This is a genomic window from Virgibacillus pantothenticus, assembly GCF_018075365.1.
Taxonomy (GTDB): Bacteria; Bacillota; Bacilli; order Bacillales; family Amphibacillaceae; genus Virgibacillus; species Virgibacillus pantothenticus.
Map to the genome: position 1 here is coordinate 2,110,291 of NZ_CP073011.1, position 19,830 is coordinate 2,130,120.

Genomic DNA, 19,830 nt, shown 5'->3' on the forward strand with positions numbered 1-19,830 from the left:
TTAATACCTCGGCTTTCTCAGTTTAATTTCTTCATAAAAACGTACATAATGTTCATAACGATAATCAGCTATCTCTCCATTTTCTACTGCTTGCTTAATGGCACATTTAGGCTCTTTTATGTGCGTGCATCCACGAAATTTACAATTTGCTGTTCGTTGCTTTATTTCTGGGAAACAATCGGCAAGTTCGGATACAGTGAGATCTTGAAATTCCAAAGAACTAAAACCAGGTGTATCTGCAACAAGACCTCCAAACATAGGAAGTAATTCTACATGTCTGGTTGTGTGTCTTCCCCGCCCAAGACTAGCAGATATTTCTCCAGTTTTTAGAGCAAGAGTTGGGTCTATAGCATTTAATAATGTTGTCTTCCCTACCCCTGATTGCCCAGCGATGACGGTAATTTTATCTTTTAGATACCGTTTTAACATGGATAAATGATCTGTATGTTTAACTGATAATAACTCTACATCGTAACCAATTTTTTGATAGTCTCGTTGATAGCTTTCAAACCGGTCTCTATCCTGTTCAGCTATGTCCATTTTTGTAAAAAAGATAACCGGCTGGATCAACTTGGATTCTACTAAGACGAGAAAACGATCAAGCAGTGTCGTATTAAAATTAGGCTCCACTGCAGAAGTTACAATGATTGCTTGATCAATATTTGCAATTGGTGGTCGAACTAGTTCGTTTTCTCTTTCATGAATTTCCAAAATATAGCCTTCTTTTTCACCACTAACGTCAAAGGTAACCATATCCCCAACTAGAGGAGTAATGTTTTTTTTACGAAATACTCCTCTTCCTTTACATTGGTAAACCTCTCCATTAGATTCAACATAGTAAAAGCCACTTAATGCTTTAATAATTCTCCCTTTTGCCATCTATTCACCATCCTCATAAGCCACTACCTTATTCGATATTACTTCCTCATCACGTTTAATAATATATTCCGCCTCACTGTCAGGAGCAATAGTAAGTGAAAAAGTGACCTCGGTATCTTCTGTAATTTTTTCCTCCATATAAACTTCAGATAAATCATTATTCATATCTTGAATATATACTTTTACCGTTTGTTCTGGGCGACCCTCCTCTTCATTTGCTTGCTTATTTGGTTTATACGGAACCGTATAAGCCACTTCATGTGTTACAGGAGGCTTTTCTTTTGGTCCAGAAGATACAACGACGGTTACGGTAGCACCTTCTTGAAGTTCTGTATTTGATTCTGGATCTTGACGAATCACTTCTCCTTCAGGTGTTGTATCTGAATGTTCGGTAGTCTTGTCCATCTTCAAACCGTTGCTATTTAAGTATTCTTCAGCTTCAGCCTCTGTCATACCTTTTAAGTTATTTAAACTAACTGTCTTTGGACCGCTGCTGACGCGAAAAATTACCTTTGTCTCACTAGGGACGACTTCCGTATCTGGACTCGGCTGAATCTGTTCAATAATTTCTCCAATAGGCTTATCTGAATTTACTTCATATGGATCTAAGACTTCGTATCCATCTTCTTTTAATAGGCGTTCTACTTGCGAAAAATCTTTTCCTACATAGTCACTAAAAGTAGCAGTCTCTTTCCCTTTACTAACCTTTAATTTAATCGTAGCCCCTTCTTTCACCGTACTACCAGCATTCGGATCTGTTTCCACTACATAGCCTTCTTCCACATCATCAGAAAAAACCTCTTCTTGTTTGACTAGTAGGTTCATTTTTTCCAGCTTCGTTATCGCTTCGCTATCTCTCATCCCTGTAACATCAGGAACAGTAACATCTTTTGGCTGAAATATGTCGGTAAAAAAGAACACGCCAAGAAACCCAGCTATAAGTAAGAGCAGCAGACCGATAATGATGATTCTTTTTTTCTTTTTGCCTTTTTTCTTTTTTGGGCGTTGTTTTTTTCCTTTTTTAACAGGCGGTTGTTCATCCTTTTTTCTTTCTGGGGCTTTAAAAGATTTGGTCGTACTAGATGTATGAACAATCGTTTCATCATTAGCAGAAATTTTTGCTTCATCCGTAATAATTGGAATTGCTTTTGTTTCATCCCCATCTTCCACTGGGATCATAAATGCCGCTTCATTTTGTTTACTTGGATCAAGTGCAGTTTCTAATGCATTTTGCATTTCGTCAACCGTTTCATAGCGGTGAAATGGATCTTTTGCTGTTGCCTTTAAGACGATATTTTCCACACTTTGTGGGATAGTTGAATTGAATTCTCGTACAGAAGGAGTCTTATTTTGTAAATGTTTTAAAGCAATGGATACAGCAGATTGTCCAGAAAAAGGAAGCTGCCCAGTTAATAGCTCATATAAAACAATACCAAGAGAATAAATATCTGATTTTTTTGTAGCCATCCCTCCCCTTGCTTGCTCTGGCGATAAATAATGAACAGATCCGAGGATTGAATTCGTTTGTGTTAACGAAGTTGCGCTTAAAGCGACAGCAATACCAAAGTCCGTTACCTTAACTTGCCCATTTGTATCTACAAGAATATTTTGTGGTTTTATGTCACGATGTACGATATCGTTTGCATGGGCATGTGCAATCGCTCCCGTGATTTGCTGCATGATTTCTAATGCCTCCGCAACGTCAAGGGGGCCTTTGTTCTGTATGTATTCTTTTAAAGTCATGCCTTTTACATATTCCATGACCATATAAAGTAAATGATCCTCTTCACCTACATCATAAATGTTAACGATATGTGGATGATTTAAACTGGTAGCGGCGTGTGCTTCACGATCAAAACGTGCAATAAATTCCTGGTCATTTGCGTACTCTAAACGTAAACTTTTAAGGGCTACATCTCTTTCTAAGATCGTATCTCTGGCTAAATACACATTTGCCATCCCGCCGCCGCCAATTGTTTCTTTAATCAGATAGCGGTCATTAATCAGATGCCCTTTCATCACAATGGTTCACCTGCTCTCTCTTCAGGTTTGTCATGTTGAATTAATACAAGTGAAATATTATCCTCACCGCCGCGCTCATTTGCTAATTGGACCATTTTTTGCCCGACTTGGTATAGATCAGTATCTGAACACACAATTGTATAAATTTCTTCATCTGACAATTTGTCGGTCAAGCCATCTGTACATAGTAACAGCAAATCATTCTGCTCAAGACTTAAAGTCCGAACATCACAGGTTACGGTTTCTTCTGTCCCTAGAGCTTTTAAGACGACATTTTTTCGCGGATGATAAGTCGCTTCTTCTTTAGAGATTTGTCCTGATTGAATAAGGGCATTTACGAAAGAGTGGTCTTCCGTTATTTGTTTCATCGTCTCATTTGTGATCATATAAGCTCGACTATCGCCGATATGTGCAATTGTTAAAGTTTCCTCAAGGATGATAGCAATAACGATCGTTGTTCCCATTCCATAACATGCTTCATGTTCGTGGGCATACTGAAAGATGGCTGTATTTGCTTCAAGCACAGCAGCTTGCACCCATGTTTCTGCAACATCAGGCGAGGGGACCTGCTCCGTTTGCTCCCACTTCTTCTGAAGCAACTTAGTAGCCATTTGACTGGCTACATCACCAGCCTGATGCCCCCCCATTCCATCAGCAATAATAGCTAAAACTTGGCCTCCCGAATTATAAAACACACCACCAGAGTCCTCATTATGGCTGCGAACTTGACCTCGATCTGTTAGAAAATGAGCCTTCATTGTTTCACTCCTTTATCCTTTGAGTTTTAAAGCGTGTCACTGACCACTTAAAAATCATTTATCCGTTTCGCTGGTTATTTATCATTTACAGTATTACACAATATGGTCAAGAAAAGAAGTAGATCTATTCATTTTTTAACTTTAGTCGTGTTATAAAGAACCCGTCTGTTTGAAATGTCTGCGGAAAGATTTGCAAACCTTCCTTACTTATTCCCTCAGAATCATGCAAGGGCTTAGGTAAAGCAGTAAAAAATGTTTGGTCAACTTCAAAGGAAGGATGTTTTTCACAAAAGGCACGAATAACCTGTTCATTTTCTTGTTGGTCAACCGTACATGTACTGTATACTAATCGACCTTCTTGTTTTAATAATGGAGCAACCGTTTCGAGTATCTCCTGTTGTATAGACGCTAAGCGTTCGATATCCTCTTCTCGTTTGTGATATTTTATTTCTGGTTTGCCTCTAATAACTCCTAATCCAGAACAAGGGGCGTCAATTAAAATTCGATCAAAAGTAGCATCTTTGTATTTTTCACGCAACTTACGAGCATCTCCTGTTGATGGGTGGATAATCGATAAATCAAGTTCGTCTGCCTTTGCCTGGATAAGTTTCACTTTTTTAGCATGAAGATCGTATGCATCAATCCGACCTTGGTTCTCCATTTTTTCCGCTATATGTGTTGCTTTTCCGCCGGGTGCACTGCAAGCATCAAGCACAGACATGCCAGGTTTTAATTGTAGTAATTCAGCAACTAGCATGGAAGATTGATCTTGAATCGTCACCATTCCTTCCTGAAACCATTTGCTTTTCAACACATTTCCCTCTTCAATAACAATTCCCTGTGGCGAGAAAAAGGAAGGGTGTACTTTAAAACCACTCTCTTCCATCTGCCTGATTGCCTCTCCCCTGCTTATTTTTAAAGGCTGGATGCGAACAGATAACGGTTTGTGTTTCGTATTTGCAAGACACATCGCTTCGGTTGTCTCTTTCCCATATTGGTTCATCCAGCGTTCCACTAACCATTGCGGGTGGCTTGTTGCAATGGATATTCTTGTTGTGTCATCGCTTAACGCAGATATAGAAGGAACTCCTTTTCGTTGTATGGCACGTAAAACACCATTTACAAATGAGGCAATCCCTTTATGCCCACGAGATTTGGCAATTTCCACCGCTTCATGGATAATCGCATGGTCTGGGATACGGTCTAAAAATACCATCTGATAAATGGACATTCGCAACAAAACTCTAACCCATAAATCGAGATTTGTTTTCCCTTTTAAAAATGGTTTTAAATAGTAATCCAACGTTAATTGCTGCTGTACTGTACCATACACGATTTCCGTAAACAAACCCTCATCCTTGGAACGAATGCCTCCAGCCTGTAGTTCCTGATTGACGAGCAGATGACTATATCCTTGATCCTTTTCAATACGTATTAATGTATCTAACGCTTTGCTTCGTACCGTTTGCTTGTTCATATTGTTTACTCACCCATTATTTGACCAATTTGGATTTGATTTGGATTCCCTTGCAAATAGTCCTTTACTGTCATTCGTTTTTTCCCCGCTGGTTGTATTTCAGTTACCCGAAAGCCTTTTTTATCGCCACAAACAATAATGAAAGAGCTGTTATCTGGTTTATCAACGACTTCTCCAGATTTTCCATCATAAACTTTATCTATTGGCTCCCCCCACCATATTTTCATCGGTTTCCCTTGAAATATCGTATAAGCGACCGGCCAAGGGTGTAATCCCCGCACATGGTTATACACCACCCGACTCGGTTGATTCCAATCAATTTCTTCTTGCTCCCGCTTAATATTATGAGCGAAACTGGCTTGCTCGTGTTCTTGTTCGATTGGCTGTAATTCATTAGCAAAAAGCTTAGGAAGGGTTTCTTCTAATAACTGTGAACCCGCTTCAGCCAATTTGTCGTGTAAGCTGCCTACGTGATCATTTTCTTCAATCATTACTTTTTGATGCGTCAGCATAGCTCCTGCATCTAACTTTTCTACCATATACATAATCGTAACGCCCGTTTCCGTTTTGCCTTGCATAATGGCATAATGTATCGGTGCACCACCTCGTAATTCTGGAAGAAGTGAAGCATGCACATTGATACATCCATACGGGGGTGCAGTTAACAATTTGTTAGGTAGCAGTTGGCCGTAAGCGGCGGTTACGATTAAATCGGGCTCATATGCCAGTATCGCTTCATAGTCATCCTTTAGCTTTTCAGGTTGAAACACAGGGATATCGTGCTTTATGGCTTCCTGCTTGACTGGAGGCGGAGTAACCAATCGCTTTCTCCCTTTTGGCCGATCTGGCTGAGTAACAACAAGTACAACGTCATAAGGGGAAGCTACTAATGTTTTTAAAATCGGGACAGCAAAATCTGGCGTACCCATAAATACAATTCGTTTCATCTGACTACCTACTTTCTATAATTACATTAAATGATAAGGTTGCATATCAATGGAAATTAGCAAACCATCTTTGCGAATCTGCTCTGAAAAATGCTCCATTATCTTCCGAAGTTCATCTTGTAAATGCGGTTCATTTCTGTATTTTATCATGCATTGATAACGATATCTATTCTTTATACGCGGAATGGGCGACGGCGTTGGTCCTAATAAGATAGTTTGTTTATGGACGACTTTGGATAGCATTTGTACCATTTGTTGTGTGGATTGAATCGCCTTAACTTGGTTTGTATGTGTAACGGTGATTAATGCTAAAAAGAAATAAGGCGGATAGTGGAACGTTTTGCGCATTAGCATTTCCTTTTGATAAAAACTTGTGTAATCGTACGTACTAGCCAGCTGAATACTATAATGATCAGGAGTATATGTTTGTACGACTACTTTTCCATTTAGTTCATGTCGGCCAGCCCGTCCACTCACCTGCGTCAATATTTGAAACGTTTTTTCTGCTGAACGAAAATCTGGTAAGTGTAACATCGAATCTGCCGTTAACACACCTACCAAAGTAACATTTTCAAAATCAAGACCTTTTGCTATCATTTGTGTTCCTAGTAAAATATCGGCTTGCTTCGTTGCAAATTGGTGCAATAGTTTCTCATGCGACCCTTTTCTTCTTGTCGTATCTACATCCATTCGAATAACCCGAGCCTCAGGTATCAACTTTACCAATGCTTCCTCGACTCTTTGTGTGCCTGTCCCAAAATAGCGAATGGTATCACTGCCGCACTCTGGGCAATGTATCGGCATCGGTTCTTCGTATGAGCAGTAATGGCATTTTAATGCATGACTATTTTTATGAAACGTCAATGCAATATCACAATGCGGGCACTCTTTGACATGACCACAATCCCGACACATAACAAACGTAGAATATCCTCTGCGATTCAATAATAGTACGATTTGTTCTCCCTTTTGCAAACACGCTTCTATTTCCGCTTTTAATGTTCTAGAAAACATCGTACGATTTCCAGCATGTAACTCCTTACGCATATCCACAATTTCTACTGGTGGCAGTTCTTTATTGTTCGTTCGCTTATCCAGTGTTGTTAATTGATAGACTCCCTTACTTGCTCTAGCATACGATTCCAGCATGGGAGTTGCGCTACCTAAAATCACAGGACACTTGTGGTGTTGCCCACGTTGAATAGCTACATCTCTTGCATGGTAACGTGGCTGATCTTCTTGCTTATAGGTTGATTCATGCTCTTCATCAATAATAATAACTCCTAAATTTTCGAATGGGGCAAAGATAGCAGATCTTGCCCCCACAACCACTTGTACCTCTTTACGTTGTACACGTCGCCATTCATCATATTTTTCACCTGCGGACAAAGCACTGTGCATGACAGCTACATTAGAACCAAATCTTCCTTTAAATCGTTTAACCATCTGCGGTGTTAACGATATTTCTGGTACAAGGACAATTGCCTCGGCGCCTTTTTCAATAACCGCTTGAATAACTTGTAAATATATTTCCGTTTTTCCGCTTCCAGTAATACCATGAAGCAAAAAAACAGCATGCCTTTCATTTTCAATTGTTTCTTTCATTGGCTTGATTGCTTCGGCTTGTTGTCCTGTTAAATTCAAAGCTTCTGTTTTCGGAAAGTCGCTATGTGCATAAGGATCACGGTAAACCTCTTGTTGGAAACTTTCCAGCAATCCTTTTTTTTGCAGCTCCCTCAACGTGTTATCGCTCGTTTTTAGTTGCTTTAGTAACGCTTGCTTCTCCACCGGCTGCGGATGTTGCAAAAAAAACTGGAGAAGCTGCTTTTGTTTTTTTGCTTGTTTGGATAAATCCAACACCGCTTCTTCTAGCTGATGTATTTCTTTAGCCGGCCGAATGATCGTTTGATATTTTTTAGTAATGCGTGATTGAACTACATATTCGATTGCTACGTCTTTAGCTTGTACCGCTTCAGATAGTCGAATATAACGAATTCCTGAAGCAATAAAATCTTCATATGGAACAATATCTCTACCTGCAAACAACAATTCTAGTTCCTCAGACAAGCGTGCTTCTGAAAGACGTACAATTTCCTTCTTATAAGTTGCTTTTAATACTTGTGGCAACATTGCTTGAAAGGTTGTTATTTGTAAGCTGATCGTTTCACGTGCAAGCCATTTTCCAATTTCCAATAGTTCTTTTGTCAATACAGGTTGGAAATCAAGCACATCATGAAGAGGCTTTAACTTGGAAAATTCGGATGCTGTTGTCTTTTCTACAACAAACCCCATGACTTTCCTCGGGCCAAATGGTACAATAACACGAGCTCCAGCAACGACAATATCTGAAAACTTTTCTGGAATAAGATAGTCAAACGTTTGGTCGATGGAACTAGCAGGAACATCGACAATTACTTTTGCTATATTCACGATCGTTGAGCCTCCACATCCTCATGAATGAGTTGGAGAATTTGTCTGGCAATCTCTTGTTTTGTGTTTAAACCAAGCGTTTCTGTCTTCCCTCGTTTATTCAGATAAGTTACTGCATTTGTATCTCCGGCAAACCCTGCACCATCAGCAGAAATATCATTAATTACAATGGCATCGAGGTTCTTTCTTTCAAGCTTTTTACGTCCATTCTCAATCGGTCTCTCTGTTTCAGCAGCAAATCCTACAAGAAATTGCTGAGCTTTTTGCTCACCTAAAGCTTGTAATATATCTCTTGTTCGTTCCATATGAATTTGTAAAGGACCAGCTTGTTTTTTCATTTTTTGTTCATAAGTAACGGCGGGACGATAATCTGCAACAGCGGCAGCTTTAATGATAATATCACTTGCACCAAAGTGCTCGAGCATGGATTCATACATTTCCTCTGCCGTCGTAACATCAATTTTCGTTATCTGAGCATGCTGTATTTGCACTTGGCTTGGTCCGGCAACTAATGTGACAGAAGCTCCTGCATTAGCAGCGACTTCCGCTAGTGCAAATCCCATTTTCCCAGAAGACCGATTGGTAAAATAACGGACTGGATCTATTTTTTCTTGCGTAGGACCAGCAGAAACGAGCACGTGCTTTCCTGTTAAAAATAAGTTTTCTTTTTGTTGTTGGTGTGCTTCTATTGTTTCGATGATCGTTGCTGGTTCTTCTAACCGGCCTTTGCCTACATAACCACAAGCTAAATAACCAGCACCAGGTTCAATAAAATGATAGCCCCAATCAACTAATGTTTGCATGTTTTTTATGACAGCAGGGTGTGCGTACATATGCACATTCATAGCAGGTGCAATGTATACCGCAGCTTGTGTAGCAAGTAATATGGTTGATAACATATCATCAGCAATTCCATTAGCAAGTTTACCAATAATATTAGCAGTTGCTGGGGCAAGGATAACAATATCCGCCCAATCAGCTACATCAATATGAGCAATTTTTGTTGGATCTTTTTCATCAAATGTATCGGTAAATACAGGGTTACGAGATAGAGCTTGAAATGTTAAAGGTGCAACAAACTTCGTCGCATTATCTGTCATAACCACTTTTACGTTTGCTCCTTTTTGCGTCAACTTACTAGCAAGACTACAAGCCTTGTAAGCCGCTATACCTCCAGATACACCCAGAACTATATTTTTGGAATGAACCACGGATGCTCTCTCCTTTCTTTGACGTACACAGAGTGGAAAATTTTACTCATCACACATTTATAAAGCTATCTAAAATATTCATTTCGATTCTCTTGATAGCACTAACACAGTTTTCCTTTTTTGAGCGTGGAAGGAAGACTTACATCACTTACATGCAGGATAAAAATTCCCCTGCATTTTTATAGGAAGAACGTTCCTTGCCAGACATATGCAGAAAATCCCTCGCAACTAAATTCGCGAGGGAGTCCATTTTCAGTATGATAACCGGATTACGCATCCCTAAGATAACGGAGCCTTTAGGATGGGCTATTTCCTACCTCTTCTTCAAGAAACAACTTTCCTGCCTGAATTTCTTCCAGCGCCATGCCAACGTATTGATGGGATTTTGGATTATCAATTAACACTTTCTTCGTTTCACTAATTTGTCTAGCCCGTCTAGCAGCCAACGTAACAAGTGTATATTTTGAGTTGATTTTACTTAGCAGTGAATCAATCGATGGATCTAGCATTATAATTCATCCTCCAATAATTGTTTATATTGTTTCGCAATACGCTCACGTTTTAAGTGCTCACTTTGAATAATAGCTTGAATCTTTTTCACAGCCAGATTAACATCATCGTTTACAACGACATAATCGTATGCGTCCATCATTTCGATTTCTTTTCTAGCTTCTTTTAGTCTGTTTAAAACGAGTTCTTGCGATTCTGTTCCACGGTGAATAATTCTGTTTTTCAGTTCTTCTAAACTAGGTGGGAACAAAAAGATAAACACACCCTCAGGAAAATTTTCTCTAACTTGTAAAGCACCTTGTACTTCGATTTCAAGAAATACATCGTGACCTAATTCAAGCATTTCTTCTACATATTCTCGCGGTGTACCATAATAATTATTAACATATTTCGCATATTCTAACAGTTGATTTTCTTGAATAAGTGCTTCAAAAGCTTCTTTGGATTTGTAAAAATAATCCACTCCTTCTCGTTCTCCGGGCCGTTTTTCACGGGTTGTCATCGAGATGGAATACTTCAAATCCGTATCTTGATTGAAAAGTGCCTTACGTACAGTTCCTTTTCCAACTCCGGAAGGCCCCGAAAGAATAAAAAGAATACCTTTTTCTTCGATCAAATTATTTCCTCCTAATTATCGTCCGTTATTTCTTCGTGACTTAATACGCGTTGACCTACTGTTTCAGGCTGAACTGCAGACAACACTACATGATCACTGTCCGTAATAATAACTGCTCTTGTTCGTCTGCCGTAAGTTGCATCTACTAACTTGTTGTTATCCCGAGCAACAGTAATAATTCGTTTGATTGGAGCTGATTCAGGCGAAACAATTGATATTACTCGATTCGCTGAAACAACATTCCCAAAACCAATATTAATTAAACGTAAACTCAATATAAACCCTCCGTATAATTCTATCTCTCTCTAGATTTAATCCGCCTCTTATAGCTCCGTAACACTTCTAACTTCTATTGTTTTAGCGGATATAAAGAAGTGAAGTGGATGATACCAGCAAGGAAATACCTGATTGATTCAGGGTGACGGACGTCGGCTTCAAAGGCGTTGCCCGAGGACCAGTAAAAACTGCGATAGTTATGCAATGTTCTTTTCGCGGAAAATGAACTACAACTGTAACGCATTTTTATAAATTTCTGTGATACTAGCCTTTGTTCTACCTTTTGGAACTAGGAGATCAAATAAAATTTACTCAGTAGGAGCTTTCTCCCGTTCTCCTACGAGATGTTAGCAGCACGCAAGGTTATGACCCTTAGTGTCCCCCTGACGGATCAGACAATTAGGGCTATTTTTCTACTTAGACCCTTTTTTATCAACTCAAGCACCTTGCAGCGGGAGACTTCGGGCACTTTACATGCGGGATAAAGGTAAATTTCCCACTGAGTGGAAATTTACTTCATATACGATTAGATGTCCATTCACGGGATCATTGGGGAGCCAATATATATAAATAATTCCTGTATAAAAACGATTATAATTTAGTAGTATTCCCCAATATCTAATCAAGATGCAAGTATTTTCATTCATGCGCTTTTAAATTTATCTTATACATGTAGATGCTATAGTCAATGATATGAAATATTTTTAAGCATTTGTCACTGCAATTTGTACGGACATGTTTACAACCTTTATTGACATTATACGTAAAAAGGGGGCGAAAACACAACTATTATTCCACGTTTTGCACCTGTTCTTTTATTTTTTCAATTTCACTTTTGATATTTATTGTATATTCACTTGTAACCGTGTCTACTGATTTTGAACCGATTGTATTTGCTTCGCGAAGCAATTCCTGCGCGATAAATTCTAATTTTCGTCCAATCGTTCCGCTTAACGATAATGTTTGTTTCATCTGCGTCAGATGACTGTTCATGCGAGTTATCTCTTCTGTAATATCGCCTTTGTCAGCTAATAAAACAATTTCCTGATATAATCTTGCCGGATCCTTTAGCGGTTCTTCATTAAAATGCTCTGCAACTCGGCGTTGAATTCGTTCACGATATGTTGTCAACGCTATAGCCTGTCGTGCACTTATTTTTTCTACACATTGCTGCAGTTTATGTATACGAACTTGCAAATCCTTTGATAGGGATGTACCTTCCTGTTCTCTCATCTCTGATGCTTGTTGACAAGCATCACTTACAGCATCCTTCAATATGGTAGTCCATGCATCAGTTAATTCGTTTTCTATCTCAGATACAGAAAACACATCGGGGAAGCCGGTGATAACTGTTATTGGCAATTCCCCAGCAAGCTGATAACGTTCCTTCATCTCTTGTAATTGAGACATATACTGTTCTACTAAGTCCCAGTTTGTTTCAACTGTTTTTTGCATGAGCGCTTCTCCATGAATTTGAATATATAGTTCCACTCTCCCCCTTTGAAAGTAAATTTGCAGCATTTTTTTAAGGTTTTCTTCCAGGAATCCGAATTGGTTTGGTAGTTTCATACTAATGTCAAGATAACGGTGATTTACGGTTTTAACCTCAACCGTCAAAAGCAACTGGTTTGTGGCCACCTTTGCGCTTCCATATCCTGTCATACTTATTGCCATATAATCACTCCATCTATATGTATTATACGCTGTATTCCATTTTATTGAAAAGAGATACGAATTACTATCGTACTTTAAAATGGAACATTGTTCAAAAGTGACGATTCTATCAGGTATTTAAATGAGCTTCTAATGGGGTCCGCATTTCGAACCCACGTCACTTTCCGCTCATCAACAACAAGTCTCATCGGACTTTTGTCCTCTTTTCTTACACGCAAAATGAGCGTGTCCTCTAATCAGAAGGCACGCTCTTTTGAACCAATCATTACTTTTTAGTAAAGCCAAATAAAACAGTAGGTATAGCACTTAATGCCAAAACTAACATCCAGTCTCGCAAACTTAGCGATACAGTATGGAAAATTGGCTGCAATGGCTGCCAATAAATGACAACTAATAACAATAGGAGAGAAGAGAGAACAGCTAAAACAAGATAGATATTTTCAAACGGGTTTCTAGCAAATATAGAATGTTCACTCCGACAATCAAATACGTGAATTAACTGTGCCATTACTAAAGTTGTAAAAGCAATGGTCTGAGCATATACCAAGTGTTCAGGGTCGTTTTGGTACGTGATAATAAACCCGATTAAGGTGACAATTCCTATAACGATTCCTCTGCTAATGATTTTATAGCCAAGTCCACGAGCAAAGACTCCCTCATGTATACTCCTCGGACGCTTTTTCATTACATCTCCTTCTGCCTTATCCATACCTAATGCCATGGCAGGTAAACCGTCCGTTACAAGATTAACCCATAAAATTTGCACTGGCACAAGCGGCAACGGTAATGAAAGCAACATGGCAAACAACATAACTAGAATTTCTCCAACATTTGAAGCTAACAAGTAGCGAATAAATTTTCGGATATTCTCGTAAATGTTTCTCCCTTCTTCAATAGCTGCTTTTATCGTCGCGAAATTATCGTCCATTAATATAAGCGATGATGCTTCTTTGGTTACATCCGTTCCACTTTGTCCCATACTAATACCAATATTACTTGCTTTTATTGCTGGCGCATCATTTACTCCATCTCCAGTCATCGCTACAACATGTCCCTTTTCTTGAAAAGCATGAACGATTCTTAATTTGTGTTCTGGTGTAACGCGCGCGAAGACGTAAACGTCCTCGATGACAGCTTCCAATTCCTGCTGGGACATTTTATTCATTTGGTACCCTTCCAATACATTACCGTCTTCAGGCATTAACTCTAAATTTAGTGCGATCGCCCTTGCTGTCTTAGCATGATCACCAGTGATCATCACTGTTTTTATACCAGCACTTCGGCATTCTTGAACAGCCTTTTTCACTTCCTTCCGAGGAGGATCCATCATGCCATAAACGCCGATAAAGGTGAGATCTTTTTCTAAGGCAGGCGATTCTATATGATCATCTTTATTTATTGGTTTAACCGCAATCGCTAGCGTTCGTAACGCCTTGTCTGCCATCTGATTAATTTCTTGTTCGATAGTTGCTTGATTTTTTGCTTTTAAAAGCTGTTTTCCTTCCTCATCTAACATATATGTCGATCGAGGTAATAATATGTCTGGAGCACCTTTCGTAATTAAAAATCGGCGTTGTTGTTTGTCCTCAACAATGACACTCATCCGTTTGCGATCCGAATCAAATGGAAATTCCTTGATAATTCGATATGCTTCTTTCTCTTCATCACTAAGTCCAAACTTTCTTGCAGCAATTAGCAGCGCTCCGTCCGTCGGGTTACCGTCAATCACATATTTTCCTTTCTTTTTAACGAGCGAGGAGTGATTACAAAGCAAGCCGTATAAAAGCATCGTTCTTAAATGCGGATAGCTGTTTTCTACCTTTTGATCATGGAGAAAAAAATTCCCTTGTAATTCATATCCATCACCAGTGACATAAAGCTGTTTTCCATTGATTAGCAATTCTTTTACTGTCATCTTATTCTCAGTCATCGTACCTGTCTTGTCCGAACAAATGACGGAAGCACAACCTAACGTTTCGACTGCTGACAATTTGCGGACAATTGCTTTCTTTCTTATCATGCGTTGTACACCAAGAGATAAAGCAACCGTCACAATAGCTGGTAATCCTTCAGGAATAGCAGCAACAGCAAGTGATACACCTGCTAAAAACATCGTATAGACAGGCTGACCTTGTACAACACCTAATACAACAACAAGCGCCGTTAAAAGTAAAGCGATGACAATTAAAATTTTCCCTAATTCAGCAAGCTTGCGTTCTAGTGGCGTCATCACTTTTTTTGTATTTGCCATCAAGGAAGCGATTTGTCCCATCACTGTTTGCATACCAGTACCTACAACGATACCCATTCCAGTTCCCCGCGTTACCAATGTTCCCATAAATCCCATATTGACTTGATCCTGAGCGTCGAGTGCAGCACGCTGAATGGCTTGAGTATGTTTTGAAACTGGTAGCGACTCTCCGGTTAATGCCGACTCTTCTGTTTCCAAACTATCCGCACGGACAATTCGAATATCTGCAGGAATACGGTCACCACTTGAAATCCGGACAATATCTCCAACAACCACTTGCCTGGATGGAATTCTTTCCCATTTCTTATTACGTAGTACATAGGCCATTGGAGCAGATAGCTCTTTGAGCTTATCGAGTGATTTCTCTGCTTTTTGCTCTTGAAAAAAGCCAATACACCCATTTACGAGTACAATAACCATAATTGCGATTGCATCTATATACTCTCCTAAAAGACCAGCAACTAAGGTAGCTGCTAAAAGAACGAGCACCATAAAATCTTGAAATTGTTTTAGAAAAATCAACCACTTAGATGCTTTTTTTTGCGCCTGTAAAGCATTTTCTCCATATTGCTTACGTCTTTTTTCAACTTGCTTGTCTGATAATCCGCGATTGGTCGTAACGTGCAACTGCTTCTCTACATCTTCCACCTCAAGTTGATACCATTTCATAGTGCATTCCTCCACATTCTCTCCTTATAACAATTTACCTTTGTTCATTGTTTGATTTTCTTAGCAGCTTGCGTACTTAAGACTACACATCTATCTTGCAATTAAAAATTCTGGCAAGTAAAACCTTTCACTTCTTTCTTTTGTCCCGCATATAAGATGCTGTAAGACTCCACTTCAGGAGTTGGGTAATCTAAGTCTAAGTGGGAGATAACAGCACCTAAATGCCTTGTTTCGTAAGCGGCCTTTAAGTCATGCCATTACGGTACGAACCATCAGTAGAGGATGTGTGAAAATCTCCATTGATTGAACATTCGATTTATTTAGTAAGAAAGAACAATTTTTGCCAGCAATTTTTAAAAATCCATGAGCGAAAAAAGAGTCTACATAATGACTAGGAAAATTGGAAGTATCATTTTCGGTACTCTTTTGCACAACCTCTTTAAAGATATGTATGCAGACTTGTACACAAAAATGCTATAATTGCCAATGAGGTGATTCAGATGCCATTTGACGGTATAGTAACACATGCAGTAACAGAAGAACTGAAAACAGAATTAACATCTGGTAAAATAAATAAGATTTATCAACCAACAGAAACGGAAGTATTGTTTACGATTCGTAATCACGGAAAGAATGTCGTTTTATTATTTTCGATTCATCCTACCTATTCCCGTATACACCTGACAAACGAAACGTTTCAAAATCCGAAAGAACCACCAATGTTTTGTATGGTGTTACGCAAATATTTGTCTGGGGCAGTCATTGAGAAGATAGAGCAGCAAGGCATGGAACGCATTGTACAGTTTACGATTCAATCGAGAAATGAAATTGGGGACGTGACAGAGAAAAAATTAATGATGGAGATTATGGGCAGGCATAGTAATCTGCTACTTGTGGATAGCGAGCAGGGTTATATTATTGATAGTTTAAAGCATGTTTCCAGCTGGCAAAATCGTCATCGGACCATCTTGCCAGGACAGGCTTATCAACTACCACCTGAACAAGATAAATTGGATCCTTTAGCAACTGATCCTGAGCATCTAATTAAAAAACTAGACTTTAATGCAGGGAAATTGGACGCACAAATTGTAAACCATGTTACTGGCTTTTCGCCTGTAGTTGCGAAAGAGATTGTTTATCGCGCCAATCTAGGTACTCCTGAAAAATACATGCATGTATTTGCTGAATTACAAAAGCAATTACTGGAACAAGAATTTACTCCGACGATTTATCAAAATAAAAGAGAAGATTTTCATGTACTCCAACTGACACATTTACACGGAGAGAAATACTCATTTCCTTCTGTGAATGACATGATTGATCAATTTTATGCTGGGAAAGCTGAAAGAGATCGGGTGAAACAGCAAGCAAAGGATTTATATCGTTTTTTAAAAAACGAACGGGATAAAAATAAACGGAAGTTAAAAAAGCATGAGCAAACAATGCAAAAAGCGCAACAAAAAGAGCATTATCAGAAAGCCGGTGAATTGCTAACAGCACATTTACATTTAGTATCAGCTGGAGACAAGCAAGTAACCGTGACGGACTATTATGATCCAGAGCAAAGTGAAATAACGATTGATTTAGATCCGCTGAAAACGCCCAGTGAGAATGCACAAGCTTACTTTAAAACATATCAGAAATTAAAAACATCGGAGCAAAAAGTAACAGAAGAAATTCAAAAAACGGAGCAGGAAATGGAATACTTGGAGCAATTGTTGCAGCAAATCGATACGGCAAGTACACAGGATATTGAAGAGATTCGCGAAGAACTTCGGGAAGAGGGTTATTTGAAAAGACAAAAAGCAACCAAGAAAAAGAAACCGAAATCGTCAAAGCCTATGCCAGAACAATACACTGCTTCTGACGGAACGATATTATTGGTCGGTAAAAACAATAAACAGAATGAATATGTAACGATGAAATTAGCTGCCCGTGATGATGTTTGGCTCCATGCAAAAGATATTCCTGGATCACACGTCGTCATCCGTTCCAAAGAACCATCCGAAGACACTCTATTAGAAGCAGCTCAATTAGCAGCATATTTTAGTAAATCACGCCAGTCTTCTTCTGTACCGGTAGATTACACAAAAATCCGCCACGTAAAAAAACCAAACGGTGCTAAACCTGGTTTTGTAACGTATGACAATCAAAAGACGGTTTTTGTCACCCCGAGTGATCAATTGATTAAAAAATTAAAGTCCAAGTAAGATACTTATTCGTATCTTACTTGGACTGAGCCTTTTCATCATAGGATACCATGCTCGTCTGGTCACAATTTTAATGGGCACTGAAAACGATAAAAACTTAAATGCTACTACATACAAGTGAAGGTTTAAGCAAATTCCTCTCTACGTTGCAGCAGATAAAATCGTATTCTTGTAAAGAACACCTTTTTCAGTGGCCTTAAAATTATACGGCTTCAGGCTTCAATTGCACGTCAATATTTCCTCTAGTCGCCTTTGAATAAGGACATACTTGATGAGCTTTTTTAACCAAATCCTCGGCTTCATTTTGGTCAACGCCCTTTATTTTCACCAAAAGCTCTACGCTAATTTTAAAGCCATTGTCTTCAGGGTCATTAAGGAAGCTTACAGCAGCTGTCGTTAACGAATCAATTTCTTTTTTATATTTCGAAGCCACTAAATTTAATGCTCCATCAAAGCAAGATGCATAGGCTGCTGCAAAAAGCTGTTCGGGATTAGATCCTTTATCCTCCTTATTCGTTGCAGGGTTTACGAGCTTTACATCAATCAAGCCATCTTCTGATTTCACATGCCCATCACGTCCATTTTTTGCTGTAGCCTTTGATGTAAAAATAACGTTTGCCATCATTCATCTCTCCTTCTAAATGCTATTCAAATGCTCAAAAAGTAGTTTGATGGTTTGACTCAAGTTGCCTGTCTTTTCTATCGACAAGTTTCAAATCGGTTTTCCGCTGTTCAAAATACAACAAAACTAAACTTTTTGAACTCGTATTAGTAATATTCCTTCTTGGTTTCGCTTTTAAACCTCACTATTCTTGTGTAGCTAAAAATGCCACCAATTCATTAATGAAATGATCGACCTGTGGCAGCGCGCGAACGCCCTCCTGAAAGCAAACCCATGTTTGTCTTGATACAGCTTTTCCATTTAATCGCAGCGGCAAATTTGGGTATTCTTCCTGCATAGCGTCAGAAACACTTTCAGGTAGAACGGCCATGCCTAAACCTTGTTTCATCAGTTGTTTACACGTCTCAATTTGGTCAACAGTCATTGTTTTGATTGGTTTAATTTTATCCTGATGTACATACAACCAATTATCTACTAGTTCATGCATACTATCATCAGAACTAAAAGCAATAAGCGGTCGTTCTTTGATTGAATTAGCTGGAAATTCCTCTGTATCAAAAATATATAATGGATCATCAAATAAACGAATGCATGTCGTTTCTTTCAGCTTTTCCCCGCGAATAATACATACGTGATAATCTTTATGATTTCGTTTTATATCCTCACTAATTCCTGTTACTAGATCAATAGCAATCTTAGGAAACTTTGTGGTAAAGTTTCCTAATAGGGCTGGTAGGAAGCGTTGGGAAATTAACGAGGAACAAGCGATGGATAACGTTCCTTGTACTTCATCACTTGATATAGCTAATTGGTTTTTTAGCTCTTTTTCTCTTTCTATTACGCTAGCAGCATGCTTTAAGATGATTTCCCCTTCAGGAGTGGGGATGAGTTTTTTCGGTGTCCGAATAAATACAGCATGCCCAAAATACTCTTCCATATATTTTAACCGCTGTGTCACAGCAGGTTGCGATATTAAGACTGCTTTTGCAGTGCCCCTAATTGTTCCGACCTCCTGTAATTTTAGTAGTAACTTGTAATCGTCTATTTTCATTTCATTCCCATCCTCTTACTTATATTTCCACCTGTCTTGATGTACAGAAAATATTAAAACTATAATTGATAAGAATTACTTATCATTTAACATTATAATTTACTATTTCACTTATAACATTACATGGTATAGGATTAAACTGCAAGCTAAATAAAAGCAATGAATGGAACCAAAGCAAGGTTTTGTCTCATCTCTACAGAAATTAAAATAAACCCTTACAGGAGGGA

The 19,830-nt window shown here is 38.8% G+C and carries 15 protein-coding genes; 1 reads left to right on the top strand and 14 read right to left on the bottom strand.

Features of this window, described 5'->3' with window-relative positions; genetic code table 11:
• The 12 genes from rsgA to KBP50_RS10070 form a co-directional block, all read right to left on the bottom strand.
• Positions 1 to 879, bottom strand: coding sequence for a ribosome small subunit-dependent GTPase A (gene rsgA / locus KBP50_RS10015; protein ID WP_050352691.1), 879 nt, complete (start codon positions 877 to 879; stop codon positions 1 to 3).
• Entirely contained in the window at positions 880 to 2,898 is a 2,019-nt protein-coding gene (gene pknB / locus KBP50_RS10020) for a Stk1 family PASTA domain-containing Ser/Thr kinase (protein WP_249664609.1), read from the bottom strand.
• A complete protein-coding gene (locus KBP50_RS10025) occupies positions 2,898 to 3,659 on the bottom strand; it encodes a Stp1/IreP family PP2C-type Ser/Thr phosphatase (RefSeq protein WP_050352689.1) in 762 nt (253 codons plus the stop codon). Before KBP50_RS10025 ends, pknB begins: the two co-directional genes overlap by 1 nt.
• A gap of 124 nt (positions 3,660 to 3,783) precedes the next feature.
• Positions 3,784 to 5,136, bottom strand: a complete 1,353-nt coding sequence (gene rsmB, locus KBP50_RS10030) for a 16S rRNA (cytosine(967)-C(5))-methyltransferase RsmB (RefSeq protein ID WP_050352688.1) — start codon at positions 5,134 to 5,136, stop codon at positions 3,784 to 3,786.
• A 5-nt stretch (positions 5,137 to 5,141) separates the two neighbouring features.
• The gene (gene fmt / locus KBP50_RS10035) at positions 5,142 to 6,083 is read right to left on the bottom strand and encodes a methionyl-tRNA formyltransferase (protein WP_050352687.1); all 942 of its coding nucleotides are present in this window, start codon (positions 6,081 to 6,083) and stop codon (positions 5,142 to 5,144) included.
• Positions 6,084 to 6,104: 21 nt separating this feature from the next.
• Positions 6,105 to 8,513 (bottom strand): primosomal protein N', encoded by a 2,409-nt coding sequence (priA, locus tag KBP50_RS10040; protein WP_050352686.1) that lies wholly within the window; start codon positions 8,511 to 8,513, stop codon positions 6,105 to 6,107.
• Positions 8,510 to 9,724, bottom strand: coding sequence for a bifunctional phosphopantothenoylcysteine decarboxylase/phosphopantothenate--cysteine ligase CoaBC (gene coaBC / locus KBP50_RS10045; RefSeq protein WP_050352685.1), 1,215 nt, complete (start codon positions 9,722 to 9,724; stop codon positions 8,510 to 8,512). The genes priA and coaBC overlap by 4 nt, the downstream gene beginning before the upstream one ends.
• Before the next feature lie 296 nt (positions 9,725 to 10,020).
• Positions 10,021 to 10,236, bottom strand: a complete 216-nt coding sequence (gene rpoZ / locus KBP50_RS10050; RefSeq protein ID WP_128743481.1) for a DNA-directed RNA polymerase subunit omega — start codon at positions 10,234 to 10,236, stop codon at positions 10,021 to 10,023.
• Positions 10,233 to 10,850: a guanylate kinase gene (gene gmk / locus KBP50_RS10055; RefSeq protein WP_050352683.1), complete on the bottom strand. Its 618-nt coding sequence runs from the start codon at positions 10,848 to 10,850 to the stop codon at positions 10,233 to 10,235. Before gmk ends, rpoZ begins: the two co-directional genes overlap by 4 nt.
• Positions 10,851 to 10,861: 11 nt before the next feature.
• Positions 10,862 to 11,125 (bottom strand): extracellular matrix/biofilm regulator RemA, encoded by a 264-nt coding sequence (gene remA / locus KBP50_RS10060; protein WP_050352682.1) that lies wholly within the window; start codon positions 11,123 to 11,125, stop codon positions 10,862 to 10,864.
• A 790-nt stretch (positions 11,126 to 11,915) separates the two neighbouring features.
• Positions 11,916 to 12,800, bottom strand: a complete 885-nt coding sequence (locus tag KBP50_RS10065) for a YicC/YloC family endoribonuclease (protein WP_050352681.1) — start codon at positions 12,798 to 12,800, stop codon at positions 11,916 to 11,918.
• A 265-nt stretch (positions 12,801 to 13,065) separates the two neighbouring features.
• On the bottom strand, positions 13,066 to 15,720 hold the full coding sequence (locus tag KBP50_RS10070) for a calcium-translocating P-type ATPase, SERCA-type (RefSeq protein ID WP_050352680.1): 2,655 nt from the start codon (positions 15,718 to 15,720) through the stop codon (positions 13,066 to 13,068).
• A 500-nt stretch (positions 15,721 to 16,220) separates the two neighbouring features.
• On the opposite strand from KBP50_RS10070, the gene KBP50_RS10075 reads away from it, so the two are divergent.
• Positions 16,221 to 17,930 carry an Rqc2 family fibronectin-binding protein gene (locus KBP50_RS10075; protein WP_050352679.1) on the top strand — a complete coding sequence of 570 codons (1,710 nt, stop codon included), beginning with the start codon at positions 16,221 to 16,223 and terminating at the stop codon, positions 17,928 to 17,930.
• Between the two features lie 202 nt (positions 17,931 to 18,132).
• Here the strand turns inward: KBP50_RS10075 and KBP50_RS10080 are convergent, their stop codons facing one another.
• Positions 18,133 to 18,552, bottom strand: a complete 420-nt coding sequence (locus tag KBP50_RS10080) for an organic hydroperoxide resistance protein (protein ID WP_050352678.1) — start codon at positions 18,550 to 18,552, stop codon at positions 18,133 to 18,135.
• Between the two features lie 184 nt (positions 18,553 to 18,736).
• Entirely contained in the window at positions 18,737 to 19,603 is an 867-nt protein-coding gene (locus tag KBP50_RS10085) for a LysR family transcriptional regulator (RefSeq protein WP_050352677.1), read from the bottom strand.
• Positions 19,604 to 19,830 lie beyond the last annotated feature (227 nt).

Bases quoted from the DNA above. Each gene is read 5' to 3' on its own strand.
- KBP50_RS10025 (WP_050352689.1), bottom strand. From the start codon at position 3,659: ATGAAGGCTCATTTTCTAACAGATCGAGGTCAAGTTCGCAGCCATAAT.
- KBP50_RS10075 (WP_050352679.1), top strand. From the start codon at position 16,221: ATGCCATTTGACGGTATAGTAACACATGCAGTAACAGAAGAACTGAAA.
- pknB (WP_249664609.1), bottom strand. From the start codon at position 2,898: ATGAAAGGGCATCTGATTAATGACCGCTATCTGATTAAAGAAACAATT.
- KBP50_RS10085 (WP_050352677.1), bottom strand. From the start codon at position 19,603: ATGAAAATAGACGATTACAAGTTACTACTAAAATTACAGGAGGTCGGA.
- rsgA (WP_050352691.1), bottom strand. From the start codon at position 879: ATGGCAAAAGGGAGAATTATTAAAGCATTAAGTGGCTTTTACTATGTT.
- KBP50_RS10080 (WP_050352678.1), bottom strand. From the start codon at position 18,552: ATGGCAAACGTTATTTTTACATCAAAGGCTACAGCAAAAAATGGACGT.
- rsmB (WP_050352688.1), bottom strand. From the start codon at position 5,136: ATGAACAAGCAAACGGTACGAAGCAAAGCGTTAGATACATTAATACGT.
- fmt (WP_050352687.1), bottom strand. From the start codon at position 6,083: ATGAAACGAATTGTATTTATGGGTACGCCAGATTTTGCTGTCCCGATT.
- KBP50_RS10070 (WP_050352680.1), bottom strand. From the start codon at position 15,720: ATGAAATGGTATCAACTTGAGGTGGAAGATGTAGAGAAGCAGTTGCAC.
- KBP50_RS10065 (WP_050352681.1), bottom strand. From the start codon at position 12,800: ATGGCAATAAGTATGACAGGATATGGAAGCGCAAAGGTGGCCACAAAC.